The following is a 24606-nucleotide window of genomic DNA, read 5'->3' on the forward strand; positions in this document are numbered from 1 at the left end:
TCTCCCCTCTTTATATATTTGTTAAAGCCTTTCTAATATATCCATGATTTACATCTAAAAGCTTTCTTGCATCTTCCTTTGAAAGCTTAGATTCAATCATAAGTATTGCCAACTTCACATCATACTCAGTATTTTGTAATACTTCTTCTGCTTCTTCTCTAGATATAGCAGTTGCTTGTGTTACAATTCGAATAGCTCGTTCAACTAATTTTAAGTTTGATGCCTGCATATCTACCATAAGGTTTTGATATACCTTACCTAATTTAATCATGGCACCTGTAGATAGCATATTTAATACCATTTTTTGTGCTGTAGCCGCTTTCATTCGTGTGGAACCCGTTACTACCTCTGGACCAACAATTGGTGCTATCGAAATTTGTGAAGCCTCTGCTAAGTCTGAATTTGGATTACAGCTTACTGCAATTGTAATTGCACCTATATCATTAGCATATTCTAAAGCAGCTACAACGTAGGGAGTTCTTCCACTAGCAGCAATACCCACAACTACATCTTTAATATTAAAATTAATATCTTTTAAATCTTGTACTCCCCTTACTCCATCATCCTCTGCTCCTTCTACTGCCTTTAGTATAGCGCTTTGTCCTCCAGCAATTAATCCTTGCACCATAGAAGGATCTGTTCCATAGGTTGGTGGACACTCAGATGCATCTAAAATTCCAATTCTTCCACTGGTGCCTGCACCCATATAAATCAGTCTTCCACCTTCCTTTAACTTCTCTGCAATTGCATCTACTGCTCTTGCAATATTCGAAATTTCATTTTCTACAGCTAATGCTACCTTTTTGTCTTCTTCATTAATCATCTTAATCATTTCATCTGTGGACACACAATCAATATTCATAGTATTAGGGTTTCTACCCTCAGTTATTAATTTTGATAAATTGAGTTCCATATTTCATCCTCTATTCTAAAAATTTAGTCTCTTTGTATATTAATATTATAATACCCTTGAAAATATATTTCAAACTTTATTTATAAAATTGATAGTTTTTTTCATAATTGCATATTAATATTCATTTTTCGACAAAAACTATTTACCTAACTCTAATTTTTAACAAAAAAATAATGGCTAAGTCAGCCATTATAATTTATGCCAAATAAATTTTTCCTATCTTATCTCCCATATCTACCTTAGTCTCTATTTCATCATTTGTATTTTTAATAATATCATCATCAATTTTCACACTATCTTTCTGTAAAAACATAATGACTGTGGAACCTCCAAACTTAAAGTAGCCCTTCTCCTCTCCTTTTTCAACCTTCTTACCTTCTTCATAGGTTTGAATTATAGACCCTACACATGTAGCTCCTACTTCAATAAGTACCATTTGTCCAAAATTATCTGAGTTAAATAGGGTAATTTCTCTTTTATTTTCACAATAAATTTTAGCTATCTTCTTTAAGGCTATAGGATTAACAGAATAATAGTTACCATCTATCTTTTTACTGTAATAGGATATTCCACTGTCTGGAAAGTGAAACCTATGATAATCTGAAGGACATAGTCTTACAACAACACATGTACCTCCATCATACTGCTGAGCTAACTTAGTATCTTGAAAAAGCTCTTCTAATCTATATACAGAACCCTTAACCTGAATTATTTCATCCATCTTAATATTCTCATAGGCTAAAACCCTGCCATCGGCGGGAGATACTAAACTACCTGCTTCATTGCAAATAGGCCTTGCATCTTTTTTAAGTCTACGAGCAAAAAAATCATTAAAGTTTTTATATTTTAATATATCTTCTATTTCAGCCTCATCCATTTGAATATTTAATTGGTTAACAAAAGATGAAATTTTATTTTTGCTAAAAGATATATCCTGAAGTTTACCATATAAAGATGAAAATAACTTCTTTTTTACAACTAACCGTAGCATAGAATTCCCAGAATATGTATTATACATCCATCTTAAAAATCTATCACCTGCTACAACTTCCTTTTTTCTTTCTCCTGTTTTCCTATCAATATAATATATATCCATACTCCAATCACCCTTTTTATGTCTTATATTTAATCTAGCCTTGAAAGTATAAGATCTTTATTAATTTAGTAAAATGCAAAATGCCATCGACGATTTTTATAAACTACAAATTCCCTTGTATATAGCTTGCCATGTTGCGCATCAATAATATAAGTATATTTATTGTTTTTTAATTCGTCTAATAATTTTATATCTATATAATATAGTTCACGGTTTCCACTCAACTTATTTTCTGTAAAAAATAAATTTAAATCTTTCTCCTTAGCCCAATTAATTGGCTCTCCTAAAGGATATCTACCATATTCCTTATTGTGTTGTTCAACTACTTCAACAACAGTATTATATTCTTTTTTATATTTTGTATAAGTATAATCTTCATATTTAAAGTAAGTAGGTAAAACAGCTACACCAGCTAATACTATAATAAAGGATATAAATCCCTTTGTATAGGTTGTTTCTTTTCTATTAATAACAAATAGATTTTCTATTTTTTCTAATAGCCTATTCATCCCCTTTTCCTCCCCTTACAATTTAATACAATTTTATACTATTAATGCTCACTTAACAACAAAAAATTATAATGGGGATGATATTTAACCATCCCCATTATAATTAATCCTTTTTAATTCCCCTACTACCTGGTTTTACAAGAGGAATATTTCCTTCTTTACAGATAGGGCATTCTTCAGCACCGTATGACAAGACCTCCAAGCTTAAGCCTGCCCTTAGCTTAGTTCCAAAATCAATTTTACCATTACTCCTATCTACCAAAACTGCAACCCCTACTAGCTCTCCTTCTGCCTCTTTTACTAGCTCTATAACTTCCTTTACAGAGCCACCTGTTGTAATTACATCTTCTGCAACTAAAACCTTCGCTCCCTTAGGTATAGCAAAATTCCTTCGTAAAACCATCTTTCCATTTTCTCTTTCTGTAAACATAGTTGGTGTTTCCAGTTGTCTAGCTAGTTCATAGGCCATAATAATTCCTCCAGTAGCAGGTCCTACTACAATATCTATCTTATCATCCTTAAATTCTTTAGCTAATCCTTTGCATATTTCTCCTGTATATTCAGGATACTGTAATACTTGCGCACATTGCATATATTGATCGCTATGTCTTCCTGATGTTAATAAAAAGTGTCCCTTCTTTAAGGCACTTGTATCTTCTAGAATTTCTATAACTCTTTCTCTCTTTATCATATTAATTTCCTCCATTTATAATTATTTTGAATTAGATTGAATAAATTACTTATTAATATTGCAAGCTTTTCCTTATTTCATCAATACTACTAAACCCATGCTTCTTCATATACTTTTCAATACCATCTACAACCTCAATTGTAGCAGTAGGACTTGTAAAATTAGCCATACCAACAGCTACTCCAGTAGCTCCTGCCAACATAAACTCTATGGCATCATCTCCATTCATAATTCCACCCATACCTATAATAGGTACATCTACTGCCTTTGCTACTTCGTGCACCATTCTAATTGCCACTGGCTTAATAGCAGGGCCCGATAATCCGCCTACTATATTAGCCAAAATAGGCTTTCTTTTATTTATATCTATTGCCATTCCTAGTAACGTATTTATCATTGATAGAGCATCAGCTCCGCCAGCTACTGCACCTTTTGCAATTGATACTATATCAGTTACATTAGGAGTAAGCTTTACTATTAAAGGTTGCTTGGCTACCTTTTTAACTGCCTTTGTTACATGCTCTGCCATAAAAGGATCTGTACCAAAGCATACACCACCCTCCTTTACATTAGGGCAGGAAATATTAAGTTCTATCATATCTATATCTGCTTCCCCTAATCTTTCAGCTACCTGGCAATATTCCTCTACAGTTTTACCTGCTATGTTAACTATTATTTTGGTGTCGTATTGTCTTAAGAAAGGAATATCTTCCTTAATTAATACTTCTATTCCTGGATTTTGTAAGCCTACGCTATTCAACATTCCACCATAGGTTTCTGCAATACGTGGACTTGAGTTTCCCTTCCAAGGTTTCATAGATATTCCTTTTACTACTACTGCCCCTAACCTATTAAGATCTACATAATCGCTGTACTCCTTACCACTTCCAAAGGTGCCCGAGGCTGTCATTACAGGGTTTTTTAGCTCTATACCTGCAATATTTATCTTCATGTTTAGCTTATTCATTCCAGACTACCTCCTCACTCCAAAACACTGGTCCATCGGTACAAACTTTTTTATTTTCCCAATCTTCTTCCTCATTTTTCTTGTGTTTACAAGTACAACCTACACATACGCCTATTCCACATGCCATTCTTTCCTCCATAGATACTTGTGCTTTTATACCCATCTCCTCTGCCCAAATACTAACAGCCTTTAACATTGGTTTTGGTCCACAACTGTATATCATATCTCCACTAATATTTTCGTTTTTAATAAGGTCAATCACATTGCCCTTAAAGCCTTCTCTTCCTTTATCTGTAGCTACAAATACCTTTGCTCCATAATTTTCTAGCTCTTTAACTAAAATTGGACTCTCTGCAAAACCTAAGAAGGCATATATCTCTCCTGTTAAATGCTTTGCTAACTCTATTAAAGGCGGCACTCCTATTCCACCACCTATTAAAATATGTTTTTCTATACTTTTATCTATTTGAAATCCATTTCCAAGGGGACCTAATACTTTTACATTTTCACCCTTTTTTAAAAGTGAAAAACTATTAGTACCCTTTCCAACTACTGCATATACTAGAGTTACAATTCCTTTTTCTTTATTAACTTCACAAATACTTATGGGTCTTGGTAGAAGATTTTCGCCTTCTTTACAATATAGATTTATAAACTGTCCAGGTAAGGCTACTTTTGCAATTTCATCTAATTCCAATTCCATACGAAATATATTTTCTGCTATTTCTTCTTGATTGATTATAGTTGGATAATATACTTTTTTCATATATCTCTCTCCCATTTTAGAATAAGTTTTTTTGTAAATCTTCCTTCATACAAAGAGCGGCTTCTCTAGCTGCTAAAGAAAATTCATGCTCTGAAAACCTTGATCTGTTTTCTTCTTTTAAATAAGCTGCTATAATTCCTCTCGATGAGTTAATTATTGCACCTAATCCATCTTTATTAAAATATGCTTTTAAGTCCTCTGCCTTTCCTCCTTGTGCTCCATAACCTGGTACTAAAAAATATGTGTTAGGCATTATTTTTCTAAGCTCTTTTGCCTGTTCTGGATGGGTAGCACCTACAACTGCTCCTATTTGGCTATATCCACTTTGTCCAATTAGTTCTTCTCCCCACTTACTCACAAATCTACCAACCTTTTCATAAAGCTTACCTTCATTTGTTTCTAAATCCTGTATCTCTCCACTATTTGGATTCGATGTTTTTACAAGTATAAACAAGCCTTTATCATATTTTTTACAATACTTAATATATGGCTCTATAGAGTCAAAGCCTAAATATGGATTTAAGGTTACAGCATCCTGATTATAAATATCCTGGGATTTTTCTTCGATTTCTACTCTTCCTATATGCCCCTCGGCATAAGCCTCCGCTGTTGAAGTTATATCTCCACGCTTAATATCTCCAATTACCATTATTCCCTTTTCTTTCGCATATTCTGTTGTCCTAATATATGATTCTACTCCTTCTGGGCCATATTGTTCGTACATAGCTATTTGAGGCTTAACTGCAGGTACTATATCATAAATACTATCTATAATTTCCTTATTAAATCTATAAAATATTTTTCCAACTGCCTTAGGGGTTTTCCCATACTTCTCAAAATACTCTTCTTTTATAAAAGTCGGTATCATTTCTAATCTAGGGTCCAAGCCTATAACCGTAGGATTTTGTTTTTTATTAATTTCCTTTATTAGTCTATCTATCATTTTTTACCCTCCATATAAAGTTTATTTTTACTCCAAAATTTAATTTACTTACTATCCTTTATCCTATCGTACACAATTTCTCCATTAACTATGGTATATTCCACTCTTCCATTTACTAATCTATTATGAAAAGGACTGTTTTTACTCTTTGAAGCAAATCCTTCAACATCTATTTTGTATTCAACTGAAGGGTTTATAATAGTTATATCTGCTACTTTTCCTACCCTTATATCCCCCTTATCTATATTTAATATTTTTGCTGGATTAATTGTAAACTTTTCTATTAACTCCATCGGTGTAAGCCAACCTTCCTTAACTAATTCTGTAATAGCAAGGGGTATCGCTGTTTCTAGACCGACTATTCCAAAGGGAGCATTACTAAATGAAAGACTTTTTTCATCCTTATGATGTGGTGCATGATCCGTTGCTATTACATCTATAGTTCCATCTTTTAGTCCTATTTTTATAGCTTCTACATCATCTTTTCCTCTGAGAGGTGGGTTCATTTTCATGTTAGTATCTAAGGATAATACGTCTTTATCCGTTAAGGTAAAATGGTGAGGACATACCTCTCCTGTTACATTGGCTCCTATAGACTTTCCAAATCTAATAAGGTCTACACCAAGGCTTGTACTAATATGGCATATGTGAAGCTTTGCACCTGTACCTTTGGTTAATACAATGTCTCTTGCAATTATTACATCCTCGACTTCTGATAAAATTCCATCCATTCCTAATTCTTTAGATACTTCTCCACTATTCATAACACCCCCACATAGCAATGTTTCATCCTCACAGTGTGAAAAAACAGGTATATTTAAATCTTTCGCTATTTTCATACCTTGACGCATAAAATAAGAATTTTGAACTGTTCTGCCATCATCACTTATGGCGCAAATACCTATTTTTACCATTTCTTCTATGTTCGCTAATTCTTCACCCCTTAGGCCCCTCGTAATACTTCCAATTGGCAGAACATTAACTACAGCTTTTTCTCTAGCTCTACTTTTAACAAAATCTACAACTTCTTTACAGTCTATTGCAGGATTTGTATTTGGCATACAGCATATAGTAGTAAATCCGCCTTTTGCAGCGCTTTTGCTTCCTGTTTCTATAGTTTCCTTATGTTCAAACCCAGGCTCTCTCAGGTGTACATGAAGATCTATTAATCCTGGTGTCACCCAAAAATCCATTGCATCGATTATTTTATCTGCCTCATCCAATATTTCATCCTCAATTTTTGCTACCAGTCCATCTATCAAAAGAATATCCTTTATTTCATACAGGTTTGTACTTGGATTTATTACTCTTCCGCCTTTAATCAGTAATTTCATATTTATCTCCCTTCTTATCTCAGTTTTTAACAAAACAAAAAGAGACAACAAGAAGGCATTCTACCATCTTATTGTCTCTAATAAATTAAATATTAAATTATTTAACAAATTGCAAATAAAAGCAAATAATACTAAGAAATTTCCTTTGCTATTATCAGTATTATTTACTTGTATATTACATTTTTCTGTACAGTTCAAAAAAGTATTTGGATATACTTTAAGTGTAATCATCTAAATTCCTCCCTTGCTGGTCTCACGGGACCAAATTAAAGGCACTAGGCTATAATAGATTATTGTTATTTAAATTATGTTAAAAGAAGTCTACCATAGTTAAAGTGTATTGTCAATATTTAAAGTAACTACAATTAATTCAGGCCTATTAAACAGTCTTTGGGGAAAAATACTGTTGCCTAATCCCCTACTAACAATCATTTTTGAGTTTTCTGATTGATATACACCTGATGTATATTTTGGTAAAAACCCCTGACCTGGTACCCATATACCACCGATACCTGGAATTCGGAATTGTCCTCCGTGGGCATGGCCTGAAAAAATTAAATTAACCCCATATCTAGAATAAGTTTTAAACTTTTCAGGTCTATGAGCTAATAAAATAGAAAACTTATCTCTATACTTTTCTTCTATTAGTGACTTTAAATCTCCTTCTAAATAAACGTCCTTTTCATAATAACCTCCACTATATTTTGCTGGATCATCAATTCCAAATAATAAGATAGATTTTCCTTCTTTCTCAATAACCTCAGCAGAGTTGCTTAATACTTTTACTCCATACTGTTCTAGCTTTGGATGAAGGCTATTCCATTTACCGGACCACCACTCATGATTTCCAGTAACAAAATATACTGGTGCTAGTTTTACAATTTGTTTAATAAGCTGTAAACTTATTTCCTCATTGTATCTTCTTCGATCAATTAAATCTCCAGTAATAACTATTAAATCTGGGCCTATATCAACAATTTCTTTCATAAGCTTTTCTTGATTTTTTCCAAAACGCTTATTATGCAGATCAGATATATGAAGTATTTTATAATTTTGAAATTCAGATGGTAGTTGACTATCCTTAACTTCTATAGAAGAGATTCCTATTCTATTATTCTGATCAAATAAGAAAAGTATTGCAGCAAGCAACAATGATGCAATCCAAAGAATCTTTTTCATTTTACACATCCATTTCAAATATCTATTCTAAAATATATAAAAATTCACTGCTAACAAACTAAATCTATTAGCAGTTTACAATTCTACAGGTTATTATGCAATAATTGAATTGTTTTACGCAAATCTGCTACTGAAATCTGCCCTGGTGCTGAAGTCTTTTTAGCTGCACCAAATGTTAAATCAGAACCAAATAATTCACCTGTTAATCTACTAATAACACCTTTTCCATCCATGGACACAGTAATAATAGGTCTATTAGCATATTTCTCCTTCATTATACGCGTTGCATCTAATAATGTAATTACGTCCTTAGCAGAATTGGGCATTACTGCTATTTTAGGAATATCTCCACCTAATTCAGCAGCCCTACATAAACGTGATATTATTTCCTCTTTTGGAGGTGTTTTATCAAAATCATGATTAGAGATAATTACTGCTACATCGTTTTTACGAGCCACATCAATTAATGTCTGTATTTCTTCTTCCTTATTAAATAGTTCAATATCTACAATATCAATAAGCTTTGTACTAGCAATTGTTTTGTTAAGTTCAAAATAAAATTCTTTACTAACTTCTCTTTCTCCGCCTTCATTAGCACTACGGAATGTAAATATAATAGGCATATAGGCTAAAACCTCTCTAATTGCTTGTAGAGCTGTTTTTACTTTATCTATATTTTCGGCATCTTCAAAAAAATCTACCCGCCATTCTACAATATCTAAGTCAAGACTTTGCAAAAAGTTAGCTTCCTCTAAAAGTTCATCTAAAGTTCTACCTACCATAGGTACACAAATTTTAGGTAAACCTTCCCCTATTGTAATACCTTTAACTGTAACCACTTTTTTCATCTATATGCATCCTCGTGTTATAATATTATAACTTCTATACTAAAGCAGCCTCTGCATCACTAACTAGCTCACTTATCAATTCTTTTACAGTTACAATCTTACTTAATCTATGGGCATTGCTTCCTGCAAATATAAGCCCTTCTTCTAACTCTCCTTTTACAGCCTTGATAAGAGCCGTTGATATGCAATAAGGTGTTTCTTTAGGATTACACGGCTGTAAGCAATTATAGCACTTAGTTACTGGAATTCTTTCTAATTCTACTCTTTCTATTAGCCTGTTTTTAATAGCTCTACCTGGCATACCAACAGGACTTTGTACAAGCTGAACATCGCCTTCTTTTGCGTTTAAATATGCTTCCTTAAAACCTACATGAGCATCGCACTCTTTGGTAGCTACAAATCTAGTTCCTATTTGGACACCAGAAGCTCCAATTTTGATGTATTTAGCTATATCTTCACCACTAAATATTCCACCTGCTGCTACTACAGGGATTTTTTTCTCGTACTTTTCCTCAAAAGGCTTAATAGCCTCTATAACTTCTTTTACTATAATCTTTAAATCAGGCTTAGTTTCAGCATTCAGTTGATCCAGTGAGAACCCTAAATGTCCTCCAGCATCTGGACCCTCTACAATTATTAAATCTGGTATATAGGAAAATCTTCTATCCCATAGCTTTGATATTAAAGCCGCAGCCTTACCAGAAGAAACAACAGGTGCTATTTTAGTTTTAGTTCCTTTAATTAACTCTGGTAAATCTGTAGGCAGACCTGCACCAGAAATAATTAAGTCTATTTTTTCCTCAACTGCCGCCTTAACCATATCTTTATAGTTATTAATAGCAGCCAGTAGATTAACACCTAGTATGCCCTTTGGACTAATCTCTCTTGCTTTTTGTATTTCTTTTTTTAAAGCTCTTATGTTAGCTTCTCCATTATTAGTTTCAAAATCAGGTTCCCTAAATCCAATTTGAACTCCAGATATTACTCCAATACCACCTTCATTTGCAACAGCGGATGCGAGCCTGGAAAGAGACACTCCAACCCCCATGGCTCCTTGAATTATTGGAACTGAAGCCACCAATTCTCCCAGTTTTAAATTGGGTAATCTCATTTTATCTACTCCTTATTAATTATTCTGCTTACTTGGATAATACTTCTTCTAAAGTATTTACAACATAAGAAATTTTTTCTTTTGTTATCCAATAGTGGGTTACAAAACGCATTACTCCATTCTCTGGTGGATTTATCTTTATTCCTTTACTATATAATATATCTACAAGATTTTCTATATTATAACCAGTATTCTTAATGTTAAAGAATACCATATTAATATGAATGTCCTCAAAGTTTACTTCAATTCCTGGTATTTTACTTAACTTTTCTCCTAATAAAAGGGCATTTTGGTGGTCTTCCTCTAATCTTTTGGTCATTTCCTTAAGGGAAATAAGTCCAGCAGCACCTAAAAACCCAGCCTGTCTTAATCCTCCTCCCATTAACTTCCTGCCTTTTCTTGCCCTATCTATAAATTCCTTTGTTCCTGCCAATATAGAGCCTACTGGAGCGCAAAGTCCCTTTGAAAGACAAAACATTACAGAATCACAATTTTTAGTTACTTCCTTAACATCTACCCCTAAATTGGTAGCAGCATTAAATATCCTAGCCCCATCTAAATGTACTGGAATATTATGTTCTTGTCCTATTTTATAAATTAGCTCCATATTTTCCAGTGGAATTACCCTTCCATTTGAATGGGCGTTTTCAATACATATTAAACCAGTCTCTGGATAATGAATATCCTCTTCCCTAATCTTACTTTTTATTTCTTCTGGGTTTAAAATCCCTTTATTACTTTGTAATGTTCTTAATTGAACTCCTGCAATAACAGAAGCCCCTCCTACTTCGTGAGCGACAATATGACAATCATCTCCTAAGATAACCTCATCGCCCCTCTTACAGTGAGTAAGTAATGCTAACTGATTGCCAAAGGTACCACTCGGTACAAATAGAGCTGCTTCTTTACCAACTAGCTTTGCTGCATATTCTTCTAACTCTACAATTGTTGGATCATCTCCATAAACATCATCTCCAACAACGGCCTTAAACATTTCTTCACGCATTTTATCAGTTGGCATAGTTACTGTATCACTTCTTAAATCAATAAATTTCATTTTAATCTGCCCCCTTGTATATTTTTAAACTATCTTTGTCCTCTCCTACTTGACCTATTTATATCTTTTCTATTAGAACCCCCAAAATCCTTCTTACTCTTGTTCTTACCCCAAGATTTACCTTTGCCCGAACTTCTACCTCTGTTTGCATCTCTATGCGTATCCTTTTCTCTACTATTCTTAAATTCCTTTTTCTTAGCTTCTCTCTCAAAGGTAGCCTCTATAGATTCCGCTCTACCCTCTGGCTTATATATAGTTTTTTCGATTCTTTGATTAGTTCCTTTTTCAATCATATTTAAAAAGTCTCTATCCTTTGGAGCTACAAAAGTAATAGCCACTCCCTTTTCTCCTGCACGACCTGTTCTGCCTATACGATGGATATAGCTTTCTACATCATTTGGTATATCATAGTTAAAAATATGAGTTATACCTTCTACATCTAATCCTCTTGCTGCCACATCAGTAGCTACTAAAATTTGCAACTTGGCGTCTCTAAAGGTTTTCATAACTTTTTCTCTTTTAGCTTGAGTCATATCACCATGTAGCTCATCTGATAAAAAACCTTTCTCTATTAAAGCTTCATTTAACGCTTTCGCTCTACGCTTTGTACGACAGAAGGCTATAGCTAAAAAAGGATTTTGTTGCTTTATCATTTCAATTAGAGCTTGTTGCTTATGTCTATCAGTAGTTTCTACTACTAGCTGTCTAATTTCTTCTAATGTTATCTTATTACTTTGAATACGTATTTCAATTGGATTGTTCATATATCTATTGGTCAAAGCTCGAATTCCCTTTGGAATAGTAGCGGAATATAACATTAATTGTCTTGTAGGTGGAGTCTTTTTAATAATAAACTCTACTTCTTCCAAAAATCCCATAGTCAACATTTGATCTGCCTCATCTAAAACTAGCTTACTTACACCTTTCAAATGTATAGTTCCTCTTCTTAAATGATCTAATAATCGACCAGGTGTGGCAACTACAATATGCATTCCACCCTTTAACTTATGTATTTGCTTTTCTACATCTTGCCCACCATAAATAGCAATAACATTTGCTCCTACTCCAGCTGCTACTTTTTTAGCTTCTGTCGTAATTTGTAGTGCTAGCTCTCTTGTAGGTGCAAGTATTAATGCTTGTACATCTTTTTGATTCGGATTAATCTTCTCTAATATTGGAAGTATAAATGCAAAGGTTTTTCCTGTACCAGTCTGTGCCTGAGCAATTATATCCTTTCCATCTAACGCAATAGGAATAGTCTTCTCTTGTATCGGTGTTGGCTCAACTATTCCCTCTGTATTTAGTTGCTTTAGTATTTCTTCTCTTATTCCTAAGCTTGAAAAATCTAATTTCATTATGTAATCTCCTTTATAATTTTCATATTATATTTCTTATGCACAATATAACTTTTAATTAACTATGCAAAATAACTTTTAATGCTTAAACATAGCTTACTCGTTTAATTATATAATAATCTATCTTTATGTAAAATAATATGTAAAATAATCTTTTTTGAAAATAAATAAAGTATTATATTACTTATTTATAAATTTATCAGCTTATTTTTTGTGATAAAACTAAACTTTGAAATAATAAGCTAAATTAAAAACCTCCAAGTTAATTTTATTTTACCTTAACTCGGAGGTTTTATTTATAAATTATTTTACAGTCTAAAACCGACCATTTGCCTTTATTCTCAAAAGCCTATTGGTCAGCCTTTAAATTCTATAAATCTTATATGTTGATATATTTAAATATCTTTATATTATATTAATTTTTATTCTTTATAAATTCGGCAGCTTCCTTACCTGATATTCTACCAAATACTACAGCACCACTGTATGCAGCACTTGTAGCTGTAACTTCACCTGCAGCATATAATCCTTCTACTACTTCTTTGCTAGTATTCAGAACTTCAGTTTTTTCATTAGCTAAAACTCCACCTTTTGTCATATGTATAGCAGACTCTACTTGTACACCATAGTAAGTTCCTTTTTCTCCAAACTTTTCAGCAAAAGATTTTTTTCTAAAAGGATCTTTTATTTCACCGTCAATAGCCTTATTGTATGTATCTACTGATTTAACAAGGTTTTCTCCATTAACTCCAAGTTTTTCTGCTAATTCTTCTAAAGTATCAGCTTTTTCATGATAACCTAAATCATTATGTTTCTTTAGTCTATAAAAAGATTCATAAAGTCTTTGGTCATAAATGTAGTAAACTTTTCCATTAGGTTGCTCTAATATTGTATAAGCTAATTCAAGACCACTAGATGTTTCGTCTACAAATCTCTCGCCATTTTCATTCACGAAAATAAACCCATCTCCTGCTCCAGTAAGATCTCTTCTTCCTTTAATAATCATCTTGAATACAGAAAGTACATCCATATTTTCTAATTGAAGATTATTTTTTTCAAATACTGAGATAAAGTCTCCTGTAGCTCCCATTTGATTTGAGGTTTCAACTATTTCAGCACCAGGTGCATACTTTGCTAATAGTTCTTTATTAGCTGAAAACCCACCAGTTGCAAGAATTACAGCATCAGCTAAGATGTCATAGCAATCATTTTTATGTTGAACCTTAACACCAACAATCTTATTGCCATCAAAAATTAAGTCTAAACCTTTTGTACCAGTACGAACATCTATACCAAGTTCTTTAACTCTTTTTTCCATGCCATCTTGAATATGTTCTCCAGCATAGGCATCACTTTCTGCCATATGGTTAGTTTCGCCATAACTATAGTTTAAATTAACGCCAAAGCTTCTTAACCATTCATCTACCTCACTTGCACCTTGTGCCCATACTGTCACACGTTCTTTAGAGTCGGCAACTGATTCTTTTCCTTTTATAAAATCCTCTGCTGTAATATTAATTCCATTTTCTTTTTGTGCTTTTGAATTAATCATATCAAAGAAGTTCATATCAAATTTACCATTACCACTTAAAATATCTAATTTTTCAATCAATATAATATCATCTACTCCTGATTCCTTTGCACTTATTGCAGCTGCAAGTCCAGCAGGACCACCTCCTACAACAAGTAGTTTAGTTTTTACTGGTTCTAGTTCCCTGCGCTCAGTTTCTGGTCCTTGGGTATCAAAAGTGATTTTACCAAAATCTTGTCCATATCCTTTAGCAGCTTCAGCAACAGCCGTTTTAATTCCCAAAGAAGTATAAGTAGCTCCACTTACACTATCTACTATAGGACTTTGAGCTTCTAAAATCCTTTCTTTTATAACAGGAAATGCTCTAGTCATTACAGGGCTAGTTTCTGCATCTGATGTTATTTTTATATCAACCATCTTATTTCCTTCTGTAATTAACTCAAGCTTAATTTCACCGCCATAGCCCGTACCCTTACCTTCATATGAATTGTTTGAACTTCCAGAATTTGATTCTGTATTGATTTCATTTGAGCTAACCTTATTTGACGTACATCCAACTGTAAAGATTAAAGAAATTGTAAGTAACCATAGAATAAATTTTTTCATGTCTATCCTCCTAGTCATTTTTGTTAAATTTATATCAATATCATTGTAACATGGTTAACTTTAAATTTCAACAACACCTACCAAAAATTCCAACAGCACCCTTTGTCTATTTCACAATATTAAAAATAAAAAAACACCCTGATTTTTCAGAGTGCTTTCTAATAAAAAAATTTAAACTCAGCCGATTTAGGTGTTCTAGGGAAAGAAATAACGTCTCTAATGTTAGTCATTCCTGTTAAATACATAGTAGCTCTTTCAAAACCTAGATCATATCCAGCATATCTTGTACTACCATATTTTCTAAGTTCTAAATACCACCAATAGTTCACCCCTTATTCATTCGTTGCAACTTCAGCAATAATTTTATTATCAATTTTATACTTTTTATTACATTTTTCGGCTATATTTTCATTATGAGTAATTATAAAAATTATTTTATCGTTAAAAATTTCAAAAACTTTTTGAATTAATTCATCTGATGTTTCTTCATCGATTGAATTAGTGGCTTCATCTAAAATAATTACATCATAATTAGAATTCATTAAACGTCCTAATACGATTTTCTGTCTATCGCCACCAGAAAGGTTTGCTGCCCCTTCTACAACTAAAGTATCTAATCCATTTTCTAAATTGTTAAATTTTTCAAAGGTTTTTAATGATATGACTTTATCTGCTAAATTAGTATTTTCCAAACACAAGTTTTCTTTAATAGTTATTGGAAATATATTAGGTGTTTGAGATAAATAAAGTATTTTTTTTCTTAAAGAAGTTAACGTGATCTGCTCTATTTGTATATTATTTATTAATATACGTGTAGTATTACTACTAATCAAACGCGGTATCATTTTTAATAGAGATGATTTGCCTACTCCAGAGGCTCCTATTATAGCTACTTTATCTCCTTTTTCTGCATTTAAATTTCCTGATTGTATCAATAAATTTTTTCCATATTTTAAATCATTCACATCAATTCTAATACTTTCAACTTCTTGTAATACTAGATTTCCATTGTCTACCTCTTGATTTTGTAATATAAGATCATTAACAAAATTAAAAGATGCTTTTATATCTCTAAGATTAATATTTACTTCATTTATTGATTTTAAAGAAGAATAAAATATACTATTCAATAAATTTAACATTATAAAAACAGATACATCAATTGTCCCCTTAGTGAACAGATACACTATAAACATAAAAATGCATACTTCTACTAATTTTAGAAGATACTCCAAAAATAAGCCAATAGTTTTTGCATAATGTTGAAGCTTAGAGTTTTCATTTTCTATACGAGTTACATACTCGCTCAAATATTGATATAAAACCTCATCACTTTGTGCTTGTTTTATATACTCATAGTTTGACATAAAAGATATTATATTTTTGAAATTATCTGCACAAACATGCTGTAACTCTGAGCTTCGAGCAGTGAGTTTCTTATTAATTCTCTTAAAACCCAAAACATTAATTGGAATTACTATTATATATAGTAATGCAAGGTATTTATTATAAGTTGACATTATTATAATAATTGTAACTAATGTTATTCCCAATGCTAAAATTCTTGAAAGTCCTTGCCCAACAATAGAAAAAAAGCTATCTACCACAGATTTTATCCTTGAAACTAAATATGTCATTTGGCTTTTTAATAATGTTTCATAATCCATTTTGAAAACACTTCTATATAGCTCTAAGGTCTCTTGTTCTTTAAATTTTTTTGAAAAATTAGTTTGTAGCTTTGAAAAAATATACAAACTTAAATAATACAATGTAATAATCAAAAAATATATTAACAAATTAAATAATTCTATGCTATCTGAATCATTCTCCGAAATTAATCGTTTTAAAATTATTGGACCACTTATATTTAAAACTGTTGATACTACAATTAAAATTGTAATGAGAATAATTTTATTTAAATGTTTTATAATTAACTTTTTTGGGTTCATTATAGCACCTCATTAAATTTTATCTTAACATCAATTATTTTATTTAATAATTTAATTTCTAAATGATGAGTACATAACTCATAAAATTTGCATTTTTCACATTCATAATAAGATAAATTCACTTCCCATACAACTTTATCGTTTAATTTAAAATCAGAAAACACTTCATTAACAGTTTCTTGTTTATATAAAAGATTTAATACAGAAAGTGCATTTCTTTCATCGTAATTAAAATTTAGTTTTTTGTTTTAAAGAATACATGATAACCATATTTAATGTTAAATATTCAACTTAATATCTATACTTCCTTTTAAAAGCGTTCGTCAAATTACCTTAAACAACGACATGTTTTATTCTATATGCAGACTATTCCACCACTAATCTTCTTTATAAAAAAGAAAAAAGGTCACCACTAAATAGATTTTAGCAGTAACCTTATTAAAATTATCTTATTTTATTGTATATTGATTTAACATATTATATTGCTTAAAGATGTATAATAGAAGGATTAAAATTCAGCTGATTTAGGTGTTCTAGGGAAAGAAATAACGTCTCTAATGTTAGTCATTCCTGTTAAATACATAATAGCTCTTTCAAAACCTAGACCATATCCAGCATGTCTTGTACTACCATATTTCCTAAGTTCTAAATACCACCAATATTCTTCCTTATCGAGACCCATAGCGTCCATTTTTTCTTCAAGTATCTTTAAGTTATCTTCTCTTTGGCTTCCACCAATAATCTCTCCAACACCTGGTACTAATAAATCCATTGCTGCAACTGTTTTGCCATCTTCATTTAGCTTCATATAAAAAGCTTTAATATCCTTTGGATAATCTGTTACAAATAAAGGCTTTTTAAATACTTTTTCTGTCAAATATCTTTCATGCTCTGTTTGTAGATCACTACCCCACTCTATAGGATATTCAAAGGCTTCTCCAGATTTCTTTAAAAGCTCAATAGCCTCTGTATAAGTAATTCTACCGAAGTCTGAAGTTGCTACATTATTTAGTCTATCTAATAACCCCTTATCAACAAAGCTATTGAAAAATTCCATTTCTTCTGGTGCATTTTCCAATACGTAGTTAATAATATATTTTAGCATTTCCTCTGCCATTTCCATGTTATCATCTAAATCTGCAAAGGCCATTTCTGGTTCTATCATCCAAAATTCTGAAGCATGTCTAGTCGTATTAGAGTTTTCTGCTCTAAATGTTGGTCCAAATGTATATATGTTTCTAAATGCTAATGCATAAGCTTCTCCTTGTAGCTGGCCACTAACTGTTAAATGCGCTTCTTTTCCAAAGAAATCCTTTGTAAAGTCAACATTACCCTGTTCATCCACTGGAGGGTTTTTAGCATCTAATGTTGTAAGTCTAAACATCTCTCCTGCACCTTCCGCATCGCTAGCTGTAATAACAGGAGTATGTGTGTAAACAAAGCCTTTTTCTTGGAAAAACTTATGAGTTGCAAAAGCAGCTAAAGAACGAATTCTAAATACTGCTGAAAAAGTATTACTTCTAGGTCTTAAGTGGGCAATCTCTCTTAAAAATTCGAAGGAATGTCTCTTTTTCTGTAGGGGATAATCGTTATCTGAATTACCTTCTACAACAATACTTGTTGCCTTAATCTCAAAAGGTTGTTTAGCATTAGGCGTTACCTCTAGTTTTCCTTCTACTCTTATAGATGTACTAATAGAAAGCTTTGATACTTCAGCAAAATTTTCTAAACCTTCCTCAAATACAACTTGAATATTTTTTAGAAAGCTCCCGTCATTTACTTCGATAAATCCAAATGCCTTTGATGCTCTTAATGTTCTAATCCAGCCTTCAATTACTACTGTTTGACCTGCATATTTGTCTGTGTTGCGATAAATATCCTTAATAAGTATAGATTTCATAATTCTTCCTCCTCTTTCAATTATATTTATTATTGTAAACTTATTTTTTAAGATATAATACTCCTCTAAGCTCATATAATACGCAGTTTCGCATCTCAAATTTATTTGCTCCCTGTAGTCGCATAAATTTGGTGCTCATTGCGTTTGACCTACCAGCAATTTGCCTTGCAAATTGGGTTAGGTCATAAAAAAAACCCTCATCCCTCTAGTAATAAAGGGACGAAGGCTATATCTTCGCGGTACCACCCTAATTGTCATATACATGACCGGCTCCATATCAGTACAACAATTATACTGTCCACCAAATAACGGTGTGGTTCCGTCTAAGTCTACTTGCAATAAGCTTTCGGTTAGAAACTCAGAGATGTTCTTCCATATAGGGCTTAATATCGGTCTTCCACCACCACCGACTCGCTAAAATTGTTTCCTATACTTACTCTTCTCTTCATAGTTTTTTTATATTATATTTTGTGTTACAAATATTATAATCATAAAGAAGTAAAATGTCAAAGGATTTAAAATATATTATATCCTAAAATTCGATTATATATGCTACTATCTATAAACTAATCATAGTATATCTAAATTATAATAGCTTGTCATAGTTCAGCATTGTTATGAATAAACTTCTTATTAGGTGTATACAACTAATCATATATCTGGGGGAATAGATGTGCTAAGAGAAAATTTTATTTTAAAGGATAAAAACTATATACTATTAGTGTTATTTATATTTGTAATACTTTCATTTCAAAACTGGTACTTTGGTAGTCTAACTAGCCAAAACCAAGAGTTAATAAATATAAATAAAGAAGTGCTTTCAAGCTATAAGGAATTAATAGATAATCATTTAAAATATAGTGAAGATGTCCATTATATGAGAATAACCGCCGAAAACCTAGAAAAACAAAACAAAGAGCTAATGGAGAAAACAGAAAGGCTGAATGAACTTTTTTTCGACCAAATGTACTAATGACAACCCCATCAACTAAGAAAAATGTATATCTAACCTTTGATGATGGCCCTAGTATAAATACAGCTAAAATACTTGATATATTAAAGGAATATAATATTAAAGCTACTTTTTTTGTAGTTGGTGCATCAAATGAGCACTCTAAAAACCTATATAAAAGAATTGTAGATGAGGGCCACACTTTAGGAAACCATACATATTCCCATAACTACAAAACCATATATGCATCCGAAGAAAATTTTATACAAGATTTTAAAAAGCTGGAAGATTACATATATGATGTAGCAGGAGTAAAAATGGATATTATGCGTTTTCCCGGAGGGTCAAATACAAGAATTCCTCATAAATACTCGGATGAAAAATTTATGAAGCGCATTACTACAAAGATGCTTTACAATGGTTATCAATATTTCGACTGGAATGTAGACTCAAAGGATGCTAAAGTAGTGAAACAAAGTAAAGATGTAATTATAGAATCCGTACTAGACGGTGTTAGAAACAATGACCCGGCCATAGTTTTATTTCACGATAGTATTCCAAAAACGACTACTGTAGAAGCTTTGCCAATTATAATTGAAGAACTATTAAAAGAAGATTATACTTTTGATGTACTCCATAAAGATTCTTTTTATGTGCAGTTTAAAAAATAATTACTCTAACCTTTTAACTTAAATATAACTAATACTTCTAGTCAAGGTGGCAAGAATACCACCTTACTTCTTTGCAGATTACATATTATGCATAAGTGAAAACCCAGCATAGAATTAATATCTTTTTAAGTCTGTTATTGATTTTCCAATAGCATTAGCCCCAATTGTAATTGGAAGCAGTAATCAAAATCTGATAAATCATTACCCAATATATCTTCACATTTTTTTATCCTATACTTTATGGTATTTCTATGCAAAAACATCCTTCTTGCTGTAGCAGTTATACTGCATCTGCATTCTAGATATACTTGCAATGTCCTACGCAATTCTAACATCATTTCATCTGTGCTATATGCCAATTCCTTTAATATGTGTAAGCAGAAACCTTGAACTTGCTCATTTGATACGGATTTTAATAATTCAGAAGCGTTCTTGGGTCTATAGTATTTGATATATGAAATGTTTCCTTTACATTCACCGTATCTATAGCCTTCTATTGCTTCTTTATAGGAAAACTTAATAGAATTGATATCTACCATACTATTTCCATATGAAAAGATGATATTAATCTTGAATATCTTCTGTACCATATCATGAAAATCTGACAATATATCAAGCATATCTGGACAATTCCCTTGCAATAGAATTAGAAATCTAAAATTTGAAGCTTCAGGAAACATAATTATCCTACCATTAAAAATTCTATTTATTTCTCTATCCATCCAATCATATATTGCTACATATTGTTCCTCCTTACTGGAAAAATTGGTATAGTTGAATTTTTGGCCTTCAAATGTTTCTAATGTCCCCAAGATAACAGTATAATCCTCAGAATCTAACAACCCATACTTCTCACCAATTACCATCAGCTGATGAGATGTCCAAGACTCATCTTTATATCTGTTTAACAAAATATTCAGAAATTCTTCTTTGTTTTTAAGAGCATTACCCAACATATACAGATTCTTATACATTGACACTCTGAAGATTAGAAGTACCTGTTCAATTACCATTTCAGATAAGGCAGCAACCTTATTTTTGCTATCAAAAACAAAAAGATAATAATAATTTTGCCCCACATTTTTAATGGTAAATATTGAAGTTTTTTCCACTTGATTATCCTTGATCGATGCGAACTCGCCGCTCTTTCGATTATATAATTCATATTTATGGAAGGTTTTTTCTGCTAATGCTACCTTCTCCTTTGTACAAGTAGAATTATAGCTGATAATTTGGCCAAAGGGGTTCATTAATGCAACAGGCTTTTTTAAGGCATGACCAAGGTTGTTGAGCATAGTTTTTATGGGAGTACCTTGAATTACAAGATTTGAAAACTTTTTTTGAGTATTTAGAGCTGATAACAATTCTTCATTTTGATTGTTCCAAAGGTGGGATAGTAGATTATGATAAACTTCTCCTAATGTCATTTCTAATGGAATTTGTAATAGTGGAAATCCCAATTCATCAGAAACCTGGATTACCCTTTCATCTAATTTGTCAATAAATCTTCCAAGCTTAATAGCAAGCCCCGCGCAAGGAAGATTATTTAATGTGTATATTAAATCTATTAAACCTTCTTGGTTATTTTGGTAGGACATAGCAGTAGTTATAAGTAACGAATTGGGTGTAAGATAATTTACTACATCTGGTGTTTCAGTGGATTCAACAGTTATAATCCTTCTAGTTAAATCAGCATTATTATTTATTACTTTAAACTTTTTAAAACTTTCTATTTCAAATAATTCTTCAACTGTCATTTAATTAACCTCCAAATCCTAATTTGGTACAAGTAATCTTTAACGACACATTTTATTAGCCATATAAACTTTCTTGAGTAATATCATACTTGTTTTTATTTTAGTATAATCTATAATAATAATCAATAAAAAAGTAATCCGACTGTTTCATAAACCTCTATATTATCACGTTTTATGTCACAACATCCAGTTATTAACAATAATTAATCACATAAAAAGGTAGATTTTCATCTATTGAAAATCTACCTTTTAAACAATATACTTTTTAATTGTTATATTTTAAAACTACATATGAATTCTAGTTCCAGTTTCTCCGTTTATGCCTTCCTTAGCTTTCTCTAATTGGGTAATAAGTGCAGCTCTTCCCTCTTTAGAGCCTGCAAAGTCTAGAGCAGCTTCAATCTTAGGTAGCATAGACCCTGGTGCAAAATGACCTTCTTCTATATATCCTTTAGCTTCCTCAATGTTTAAGTCAGATAACCACTTTTCATTTTCTTTGCCAAAGTTTATTGCTACTTTCTCCACAGCAGTTAGAATTATTAAAAAGTCTGCATCTAATTCTTTTGCCAATAAACAACTTACAAAATCCTTATCGATTACTGCCTCAACACCAATTAAGCTATTTCCTTCTTGTATAACTGGTATACCACCTCCGCCACAACAAATTACCAATTGTCCTCTTTCAACTAGAGTATTAATTGAGTCGATTTCAACTATCTTTTTAGGTGATGGTGATGGAACAACTCTTCTATATCCTCTACCAGAGTCTTCTACTATATCATATCCATGTTCTTGTTTTGCTAGATTTGCCTCTTCAAGGGACATAAATCTTCCAATTGGTTTTGTTGGGTTTTCAAACGATTTATCTTCTTTGTCAACTACAACCTGTGTCATTACTGTAGCTACTGGCATATCTTTTATTCCTCTATTTAATAATTCATCCCTAAGTGCATTTTCCAAATCAAGACCTATATAAGTCTGACTCATTGCTCCACTAACATATAATGGTATTGATGAGATACTAGACATAGCACTGTGTATCATTCCCACTTGTGGGCCATTTCCATGTGCAATCACCACATCGCAACCTTCTTCTATCAAATCAACTATGGCAATTGCTGTTGTTTTAACAGCCATTTTTTGCTCCTCCAGATTATTTCCTAGGGCATTGCCACCTAAGGCTATTACTATTTTCTTTTTCTTATTCATCATATCTCCTCCTGGTTTACCTAATCGCTATTTAGTATATCATAATTTAATTCTTTCGTATCCTTTGCCATAAGCATTGAAATCAAAGCATCAGTGTCAACATTTAATACTGTTCTAAACATTCCTGAAAACCAATCTATACCAGATATAAGAACAATACCTTCTAGTGGTAATCCTATACTTGGCATTACAATAGCTAATGCTACTAATCCCCCGCCAGGAACCACCACTGTTCCTAAACAAGCTAATGTAGATAATGTTACGATTTTAATAATGGATGGGATATCTATTTCTATTTTATATATTTGTGCTACCGTAATACATGCTAATGTTAAAAACATAGATAGTCCATTACTATTTAGTGTCATCGCCAAAGGATTTACAAGATTTGAAATCCTACTACTTACACCTAGTTTTGTTTCACTGTCCTTCATTTTTATTGGTAATGTTACAGCTGAAGAGGTGGTGGTAAATGCCATAACTGTCATATTTGTAAGCTTTCTTGCTATACGTATAGGACTTGTCTTACAATATATTGCAGTAAATATAACACTTATAAAAAGATGGATAATAGTACCAATTCCGAATACAATTAAGAATTTCATCAATGGGAGTATTACACCAATACCCATTGTTCCTGTTGTATATGCTAAAAGTGCACCAATTCCGATAGGTGCAATCACCATAATTTTACTAATCATATTTATGATAACTACATTTAAATCTTTTACCCAATCAAGAATCATATTTGTCATATTCTTCTCTCTGAGGGTGCTTAGAGTTGTACCAAATAATACAGCAAATACTATTACTTGAATCATATTTCCACTTGCCATGGAATTAATTATATTTGTAGGAAAAAAGTCCACTATTATTTGACTAAGTTCTTGTGTAGGCTGCTCTACTACTGGTCCACTGGCCTCAAACAGTACGCCAGCTCCAGGTTTTAAAAGTAAACCTAATCCTATCCCTATAGTAGCTGCTATAGTAGTGAAAAACATGAACCAAAATATCATCTTTATTCCAAGCCTTCCTAAGTCCTTTGTATCCAAATTTCCTACTGCTTCTATAACTGCACCCATTATTAGAATGACCACTGACATTTGAATCAATCTTAAGAAAATATCCCCTATAATTTTAAGACTTCTTGCATTCTCTCCAAGTAATATTCCAGCTATTATCCCAATAACCATTGAAATTAGAATTTGTTTTATCATTGAAAGTTTTTTTATTTTCATTATGATCTCCATCTTAAATTTTGA

General features: G+C 31.9%; 22 protein-coding genes, 1 pseudogene and 1 other annotated feature. Of the genes and pseudogenes, 2 read left to right on the top strand and 21 right to left on the bottom strand.

All coding sequences use genetic code 11. The annotated features are described in order from the left end of the window. Positions 1 to 10: 10 nt before the first annotated feature. The 18 genes and pseudogenes from murQ to asnS all read right to left on the bottom strand — a co-directional run bounded on the left by murQ (position 11) and on the right by asnS (position 18755). Positions 11 to 913, bottom strand: a complete 903-nt coding sequence (gene murQ, locus HYG84_RS02145; protein ID WP_212380387.1) for an N-acetylmuramic acid 6-phosphate etherase — start codon at positions 911 to 913, stop codon at positions 11 to 13. Positions 914 to 1109: 196 nt separating this feature from the next. Continuing rightward, positions 1110 to 2009 (bottom strand): phosphatidylserine decarboxylase, encoded by a 900-nt coding sequence (locus HYG84_RS02150; protein ID WP_212380389.1) that lies wholly within the window; start codon positions 2007 to 2009, stop codon positions 1110 to 1112. Between the two features lie 65 nt (positions 2010 to 2074). Further along, positions 2075 to 2518 (bottom strand): hypothetical protein, encoded by a 444-nt coding sequence (locus tag HYG84_RS02155; RefSeq protein WP_212380392.1) that lies wholly within the window; start codon positions 2516 to 2518, stop codon positions 2075 to 2077. Between the two features lie 103 nt (positions 2519 to 2621). Continuing rightward, complete coding sequence (gene pyrE, locus HYG84_RS02160; RefSeq protein WP_212380394.1) at positions 2622 to 3209, bottom strand: orotate phosphoribosyltransferase; 588 nt, start codon at positions 3207 to 3209, stop codon at positions 2622 to 2624. 52 nt (positions 3210 to 3261) lie between these two features. Further along, positions 3262 to 4176: a dihydroorotate dehydrogenase gene (locus HYG84_RS02165; RefSeq protein ID WP_212380396.1), complete on the bottom strand. Its 915-nt coding sequence runs from the start codon at positions 4174 to 4176 to the stop codon at positions 3262 to 3264. Then, entirely contained in the window at positions 4169 to 4942 is a 774-nt protein-coding gene (locus tag HYG84_RS02170; RefSeq protein WP_212380399.1) for a dihydroorotate dehydrogenase electron transfer subunit, read from the bottom strand. The genes HYG84_RS02165 and HYG84_RS02170 overlap by 8 nt, the downstream gene beginning before the upstream one ends. A 16-nt stretch (positions 4943 to 4958) precedes the next feature. After that, a complete protein-coding gene (gene pyrF, locus HYG84_RS02175; protein ID WP_212380401.1) occupies positions 4959 to 5885 on the bottom strand; it encodes an orotidine-5'-phosphate decarboxylase in 927 nt (308 codons plus the stop codon). 44 nt (positions 5886 to 5929) lie between these two features. Continuing rightward, positions 5930 to 7219, bottom strand: a complete 1290-nt coding sequence (locus HYG84_RS02180) for a dihydroorotase (protein WP_212380403.1) — start codon at positions 7217 to 7219, stop codon at positions 5930 to 5932. A gap of 60 nt (positions 7220 to 7279) precedes the next feature. Next, complete coding sequence (locus tag HYG84_RS02185; RefSeq protein ID WP_212380405.1) at positions 7280 to 7450, bottom strand: hypothetical protein; 171 nt, start codon at positions 7448 to 7450, stop codon at positions 7280 to 7282. A 99-nt stretch (positions 7451 to 7549) separates the two neighbouring features. Beyond that, a complete protein-coding gene (locus tag HYG84_RS02190; protein ID WP_212380407.1) occupies positions 7550 to 8398 on the bottom strand; it encodes a metallophosphoesterase in 849 nt (282 codons plus the stop codon). Between the two features lie 83 nt (positions 8399 to 8481). Further along, a complete protein-coding gene (aroD, locus tag HYG84_RS02195; protein WP_212380409.1) occupies positions 8482 to 9246 on the bottom strand; it encodes a type I 3-dehydroquinate dehydratase in 765 nt (254 codons plus the stop codon). Between the two features lie 34 nt (positions 9247 to 9280). Next, the gene (locus HYG84_RS02200) at positions 9281 to 10357 is read right to left on the bottom strand and encodes an NAD(P)H-dependent flavin oxidoreductase (RefSeq protein WP_212380411.1); all 1077 of its coding nucleotides are present in this window, start codon (positions 10355 to 10357) and stop codon (positions 9281 to 9283) included. Between the two features lie 28 nt (positions 10358 to 10385). Next, positions 10386 to 11414 (bottom strand): low-specificity L-threonine aldolase, encoded by a 1029-nt coding sequence (gene ltaE, locus HYG84_RS02205; protein ID WP_212380413.1) that lies wholly within the window; start codon positions 11412 to 11414, stop codon positions 10386 to 10388. Positions 11415 to 11443: 29 nt separating this feature from the next. Further along, the gene (locus tag HYG84_RS02210) at positions 11444 to 12769 is read right to left on the bottom strand and encodes a DEAD/DEAH box helicase (protein WP_212380416.1); all 1326 of its coding nucleotides are present in this window, start codon (positions 12767 to 12769) and stop codon (positions 11444 to 11446) included. Between the two features lie 415 nt (positions 12770 to 13184). Then, positions 13185 to 14906 carry an FAD-binding protein gene (locus HYG84_RS02215; RefSeq protein ID WP_212380417.1) on the bottom strand — a complete coding sequence of 574 codons (1722 nt, stop codon included), beginning with the start codon at positions 14904 to 14906 and terminating at the stop codon, positions 13185 to 13187. Between the two features lie 158 nt (positions 14907 to 15064). Then, positions 15065 to 15232: pseudogene (locus HYG84_RS02220) on the bottom strand (amino acid--tRNA ligase-related protein); the annotation flags it as partial. A 6-nt stretch (positions 15233 to 15238) separates the two neighbouring features. Beyond that, positions 15239 to 16855 carry an ATP-binding cassette domain-containing protein gene (locus HYG84_RS02225; protein WP_212380419.1) on the bottom strand — a complete coding sequence of 539 codons (1617 nt, stop codon included), beginning with the start codon at positions 16853 to 16855 and terminating at the stop codon, positions 15239 to 15241. Positions 16856 to 17363: 508 nt separating this feature from the next. Then, positions 17364 to 18755: an asparagine--tRNA ligase gene (asnS, locus tag HYG84_RS02230; protein ID WP_212380421.1), complete on the bottom strand. Its 1392-nt coding sequence runs from the start codon at positions 18753 to 18755 to the stop codon at positions 17364 to 17366. A 212-nt stretch (positions 18756 to 18967) separates the two neighbouring features. Then, positions 18968 to 19213, bottom strand: a binding site (T-box leader). 215 nt (positions 19214 to 19428) lie between these two features. On the opposite strand from asnS, the gene HYG84_RS02235 reads away from it, so the two are divergent. Both HYG84_RS02235 and HYG84_RS02240 read left to right on the top strand, forming a co-directional pair. Then, positions 19429 to 19728, top strand: coding sequence for a hypothetical protein (locus HYG84_RS02235; protein WP_212380423.1), 300 nt, complete (start codon positions 19429 to 19431; stop codon positions 19726 to 19728). Then, positions 19728 to 20378 carry a polysaccharide deacetylase family protein gene (locus tag HYG84_RS02240; RefSeq protein WP_212380425.1) on the top strand — a complete coding sequence of 217 codons (651 nt, stop codon included), beginning with the start codon at positions 19728 to 19730 and terminating at the stop codon, positions 20376 to 20378. The genes HYG84_RS02235 and HYG84_RS02240 overlap by 1 nt, the downstream gene beginning before the upstream one ends. Before the next feature lie 134 nt (positions 20379 to 20512). Here the strand turns inward: HYG84_RS02240 and HYG84_RS02245 are convergent, their stop codons facing one another. The 3 genes from HYG84_RS02245 to HYG84_RS02255 all read right to left on the bottom strand — a co-directional run bounded on the left by HYG84_RS02245 (position 20513) and on the right by HYG84_RS02255 (position 24582). Next, entirely contained in the window at positions 20513 to 22135 is a 1623-nt protein-coding gene (locus HYG84_RS02245) for a PucR family transcriptional regulator (RefSeq protein ID WP_212380427.1), read from the bottom strand. A 285-nt stretch (positions 22136 to 22420) separates the two neighbouring features. Then, positions 22421 to 23347, bottom strand: coding sequence for a carbamate kinase (arcC, locus tag HYG84_RS02250; RefSeq protein ID WP_212380429.1), 927 nt, complete (start codon positions 23345 to 23347; stop codon positions 22421 to 22423). A gap of 17 nt (positions 23348 to 23364) precedes the next feature. Next, a complete protein-coding gene (locus HYG84_RS02255; protein ID WP_212380431.1) occupies positions 23365 to 24582 on the bottom strand; it encodes a dicarboxylate/amino acid:cation symporter in 1218 nt (405 codons plus the stop codon). Positions 24583 to 24606: the final 24 nt, after the last annotated feature.

The organism is Alkaliphilus sp. B6464 (genome assembly GCF_018141165.1).
GTDB lineage: Bacteria > Bacillota > Clostridia > Peptostreptococcales > Natronincolaceae > Alkaliphilus_B.

Coding starts and splice junctions, on each gene's coding strand:
- murQ (WP_212380387.1), bottom strand. CDS start 913: ATGGAACTCAATTTATCAAAATTAATAACTGAGGGTAGAAACCCTAAT.
- HYG84_RS02150 (WP_212380389.1), bottom strand. CDS start 2,009: ATGGATATATATTATATTGATAGGAAAACAGGAGAAAGAAAAAAGGAA.
- HYG84_RS02155 (WP_212380392.1), bottom strand. CDS start 2,518: ATGAATAGGCTATTAGAAAAAATAGAAAATCTATTTGTTATTAATAGA.
- pyrE (WP_212380394.1), bottom strand. CDS start 3,209: ATGATAAAGAGAGAAAGAGTTATAGAAATTCTAGAAGATACAAGTGCC.
- HYG84_RS02165 (WP_212380396.1), bottom strand. CDS start 4,176: ATGAATAAGCTAAACATGAAGATAAATATTGCAGGTATAGAGCTAAAA.
- HYG84_RS02170 (WP_212380399.1), bottom strand. CDS start 4,942: ATGAAAAAAGTATATTATCCAACTATAATCAATCAAGAAGAAATAGCA.
- pyrF (WP_212380401.1), bottom strand. CDS start 5,885: ATGATAGATAGACTAATAAAGGAAATTAATAAAAAACAAAATCCTACG.
- HYG84_RS02180 (WP_212380403.1), bottom strand. CDS start 7,219: ATGAAATTACTGATTAAAGGCGGAAGAGTAATAAATCCAAGTACAAAC.
- HYG84_RS02185 (WP_212380405.1), bottom strand. CDS start 7,450: ATGATTACACTTAAAGTATATCCAAATACTTTTTTGAACTGTACAGAA.
- HYG84_RS02190 (WP_212380407.1), bottom strand. CDS start 8,398: ATGAAAAAGATTCTTTGGATTGCATCATTGTTGCTTGCTGCAATACTT.
- aroD (WP_212380409.1), bottom strand. CDS start 9,246: ATGAAAAAAGTGGTTACAGTTAAAGGTATTACAATAGGGGAAGGTTTA.
- HYG84_RS02200 (WP_212380411.1), bottom strand. CDS start 10,357: ATGAGATTACCCAATTTAAAACTGGGAGAATTGGTGGCTTCAGTTCCA.
- ltaE (WP_212380413.1), bottom strand. CDS start 11,414: ATGAAATTTATTGATTTAAGAAGTGATACAGTAACTATGCCAACTGAT.
- HYG84_RS02210 (WP_212380416.1), bottom strand. CDS start 12,769: ATGAAATTAGATTTTTCAAGCTTAGGAATAAGAGAAGAAATACTAAAG.
- HYG84_RS02215 (WP_212380417.1), bottom strand. CDS start 14,906: ATGAAAAAATTTATTCTATGGTTACTTACAATTTCTTTAATCTTTACA.
- HYG84_RS02225 (WP_212380419.1), bottom strand. CDS start 16,855: ATGAACCCAAAAAAGTTAATTATAAAACATTTAAATAAAATTATTCTC.
- asnS (WP_212380421.1), bottom strand. CDS start 18,755: ATGAAATCTATACTTATTAAGGATATTTATCGCAACACAGACAAATAT.
- HYG84_RS02240 (WP_212380425.1), top strand. CDS start 19,728: ATGACAACCCCATCAACTAAGAAAAATGTATATCTAACCTTTGATGAT.
- HYG84_RS02245 (WP_212380427.1), bottom strand. CDS start 22,135: ATGACAGTTGAAGAATTATTTGAAATAGAAAGTTTTAAAAAGTTTAAA.
- arcC (WP_212380429.1), bottom strand. CDS start 23,347: ATGATGAATAAGAAAAAGAAAATAGTAATAGCCTTAGGTGGCAATGCC.
- HYG84_RS02255 (WP_212380431.1), bottom strand. CDS start 24,582: ATGAAAATAAAAAAACTTTCAATGATAAAACAAATTCTAATTTCAATG.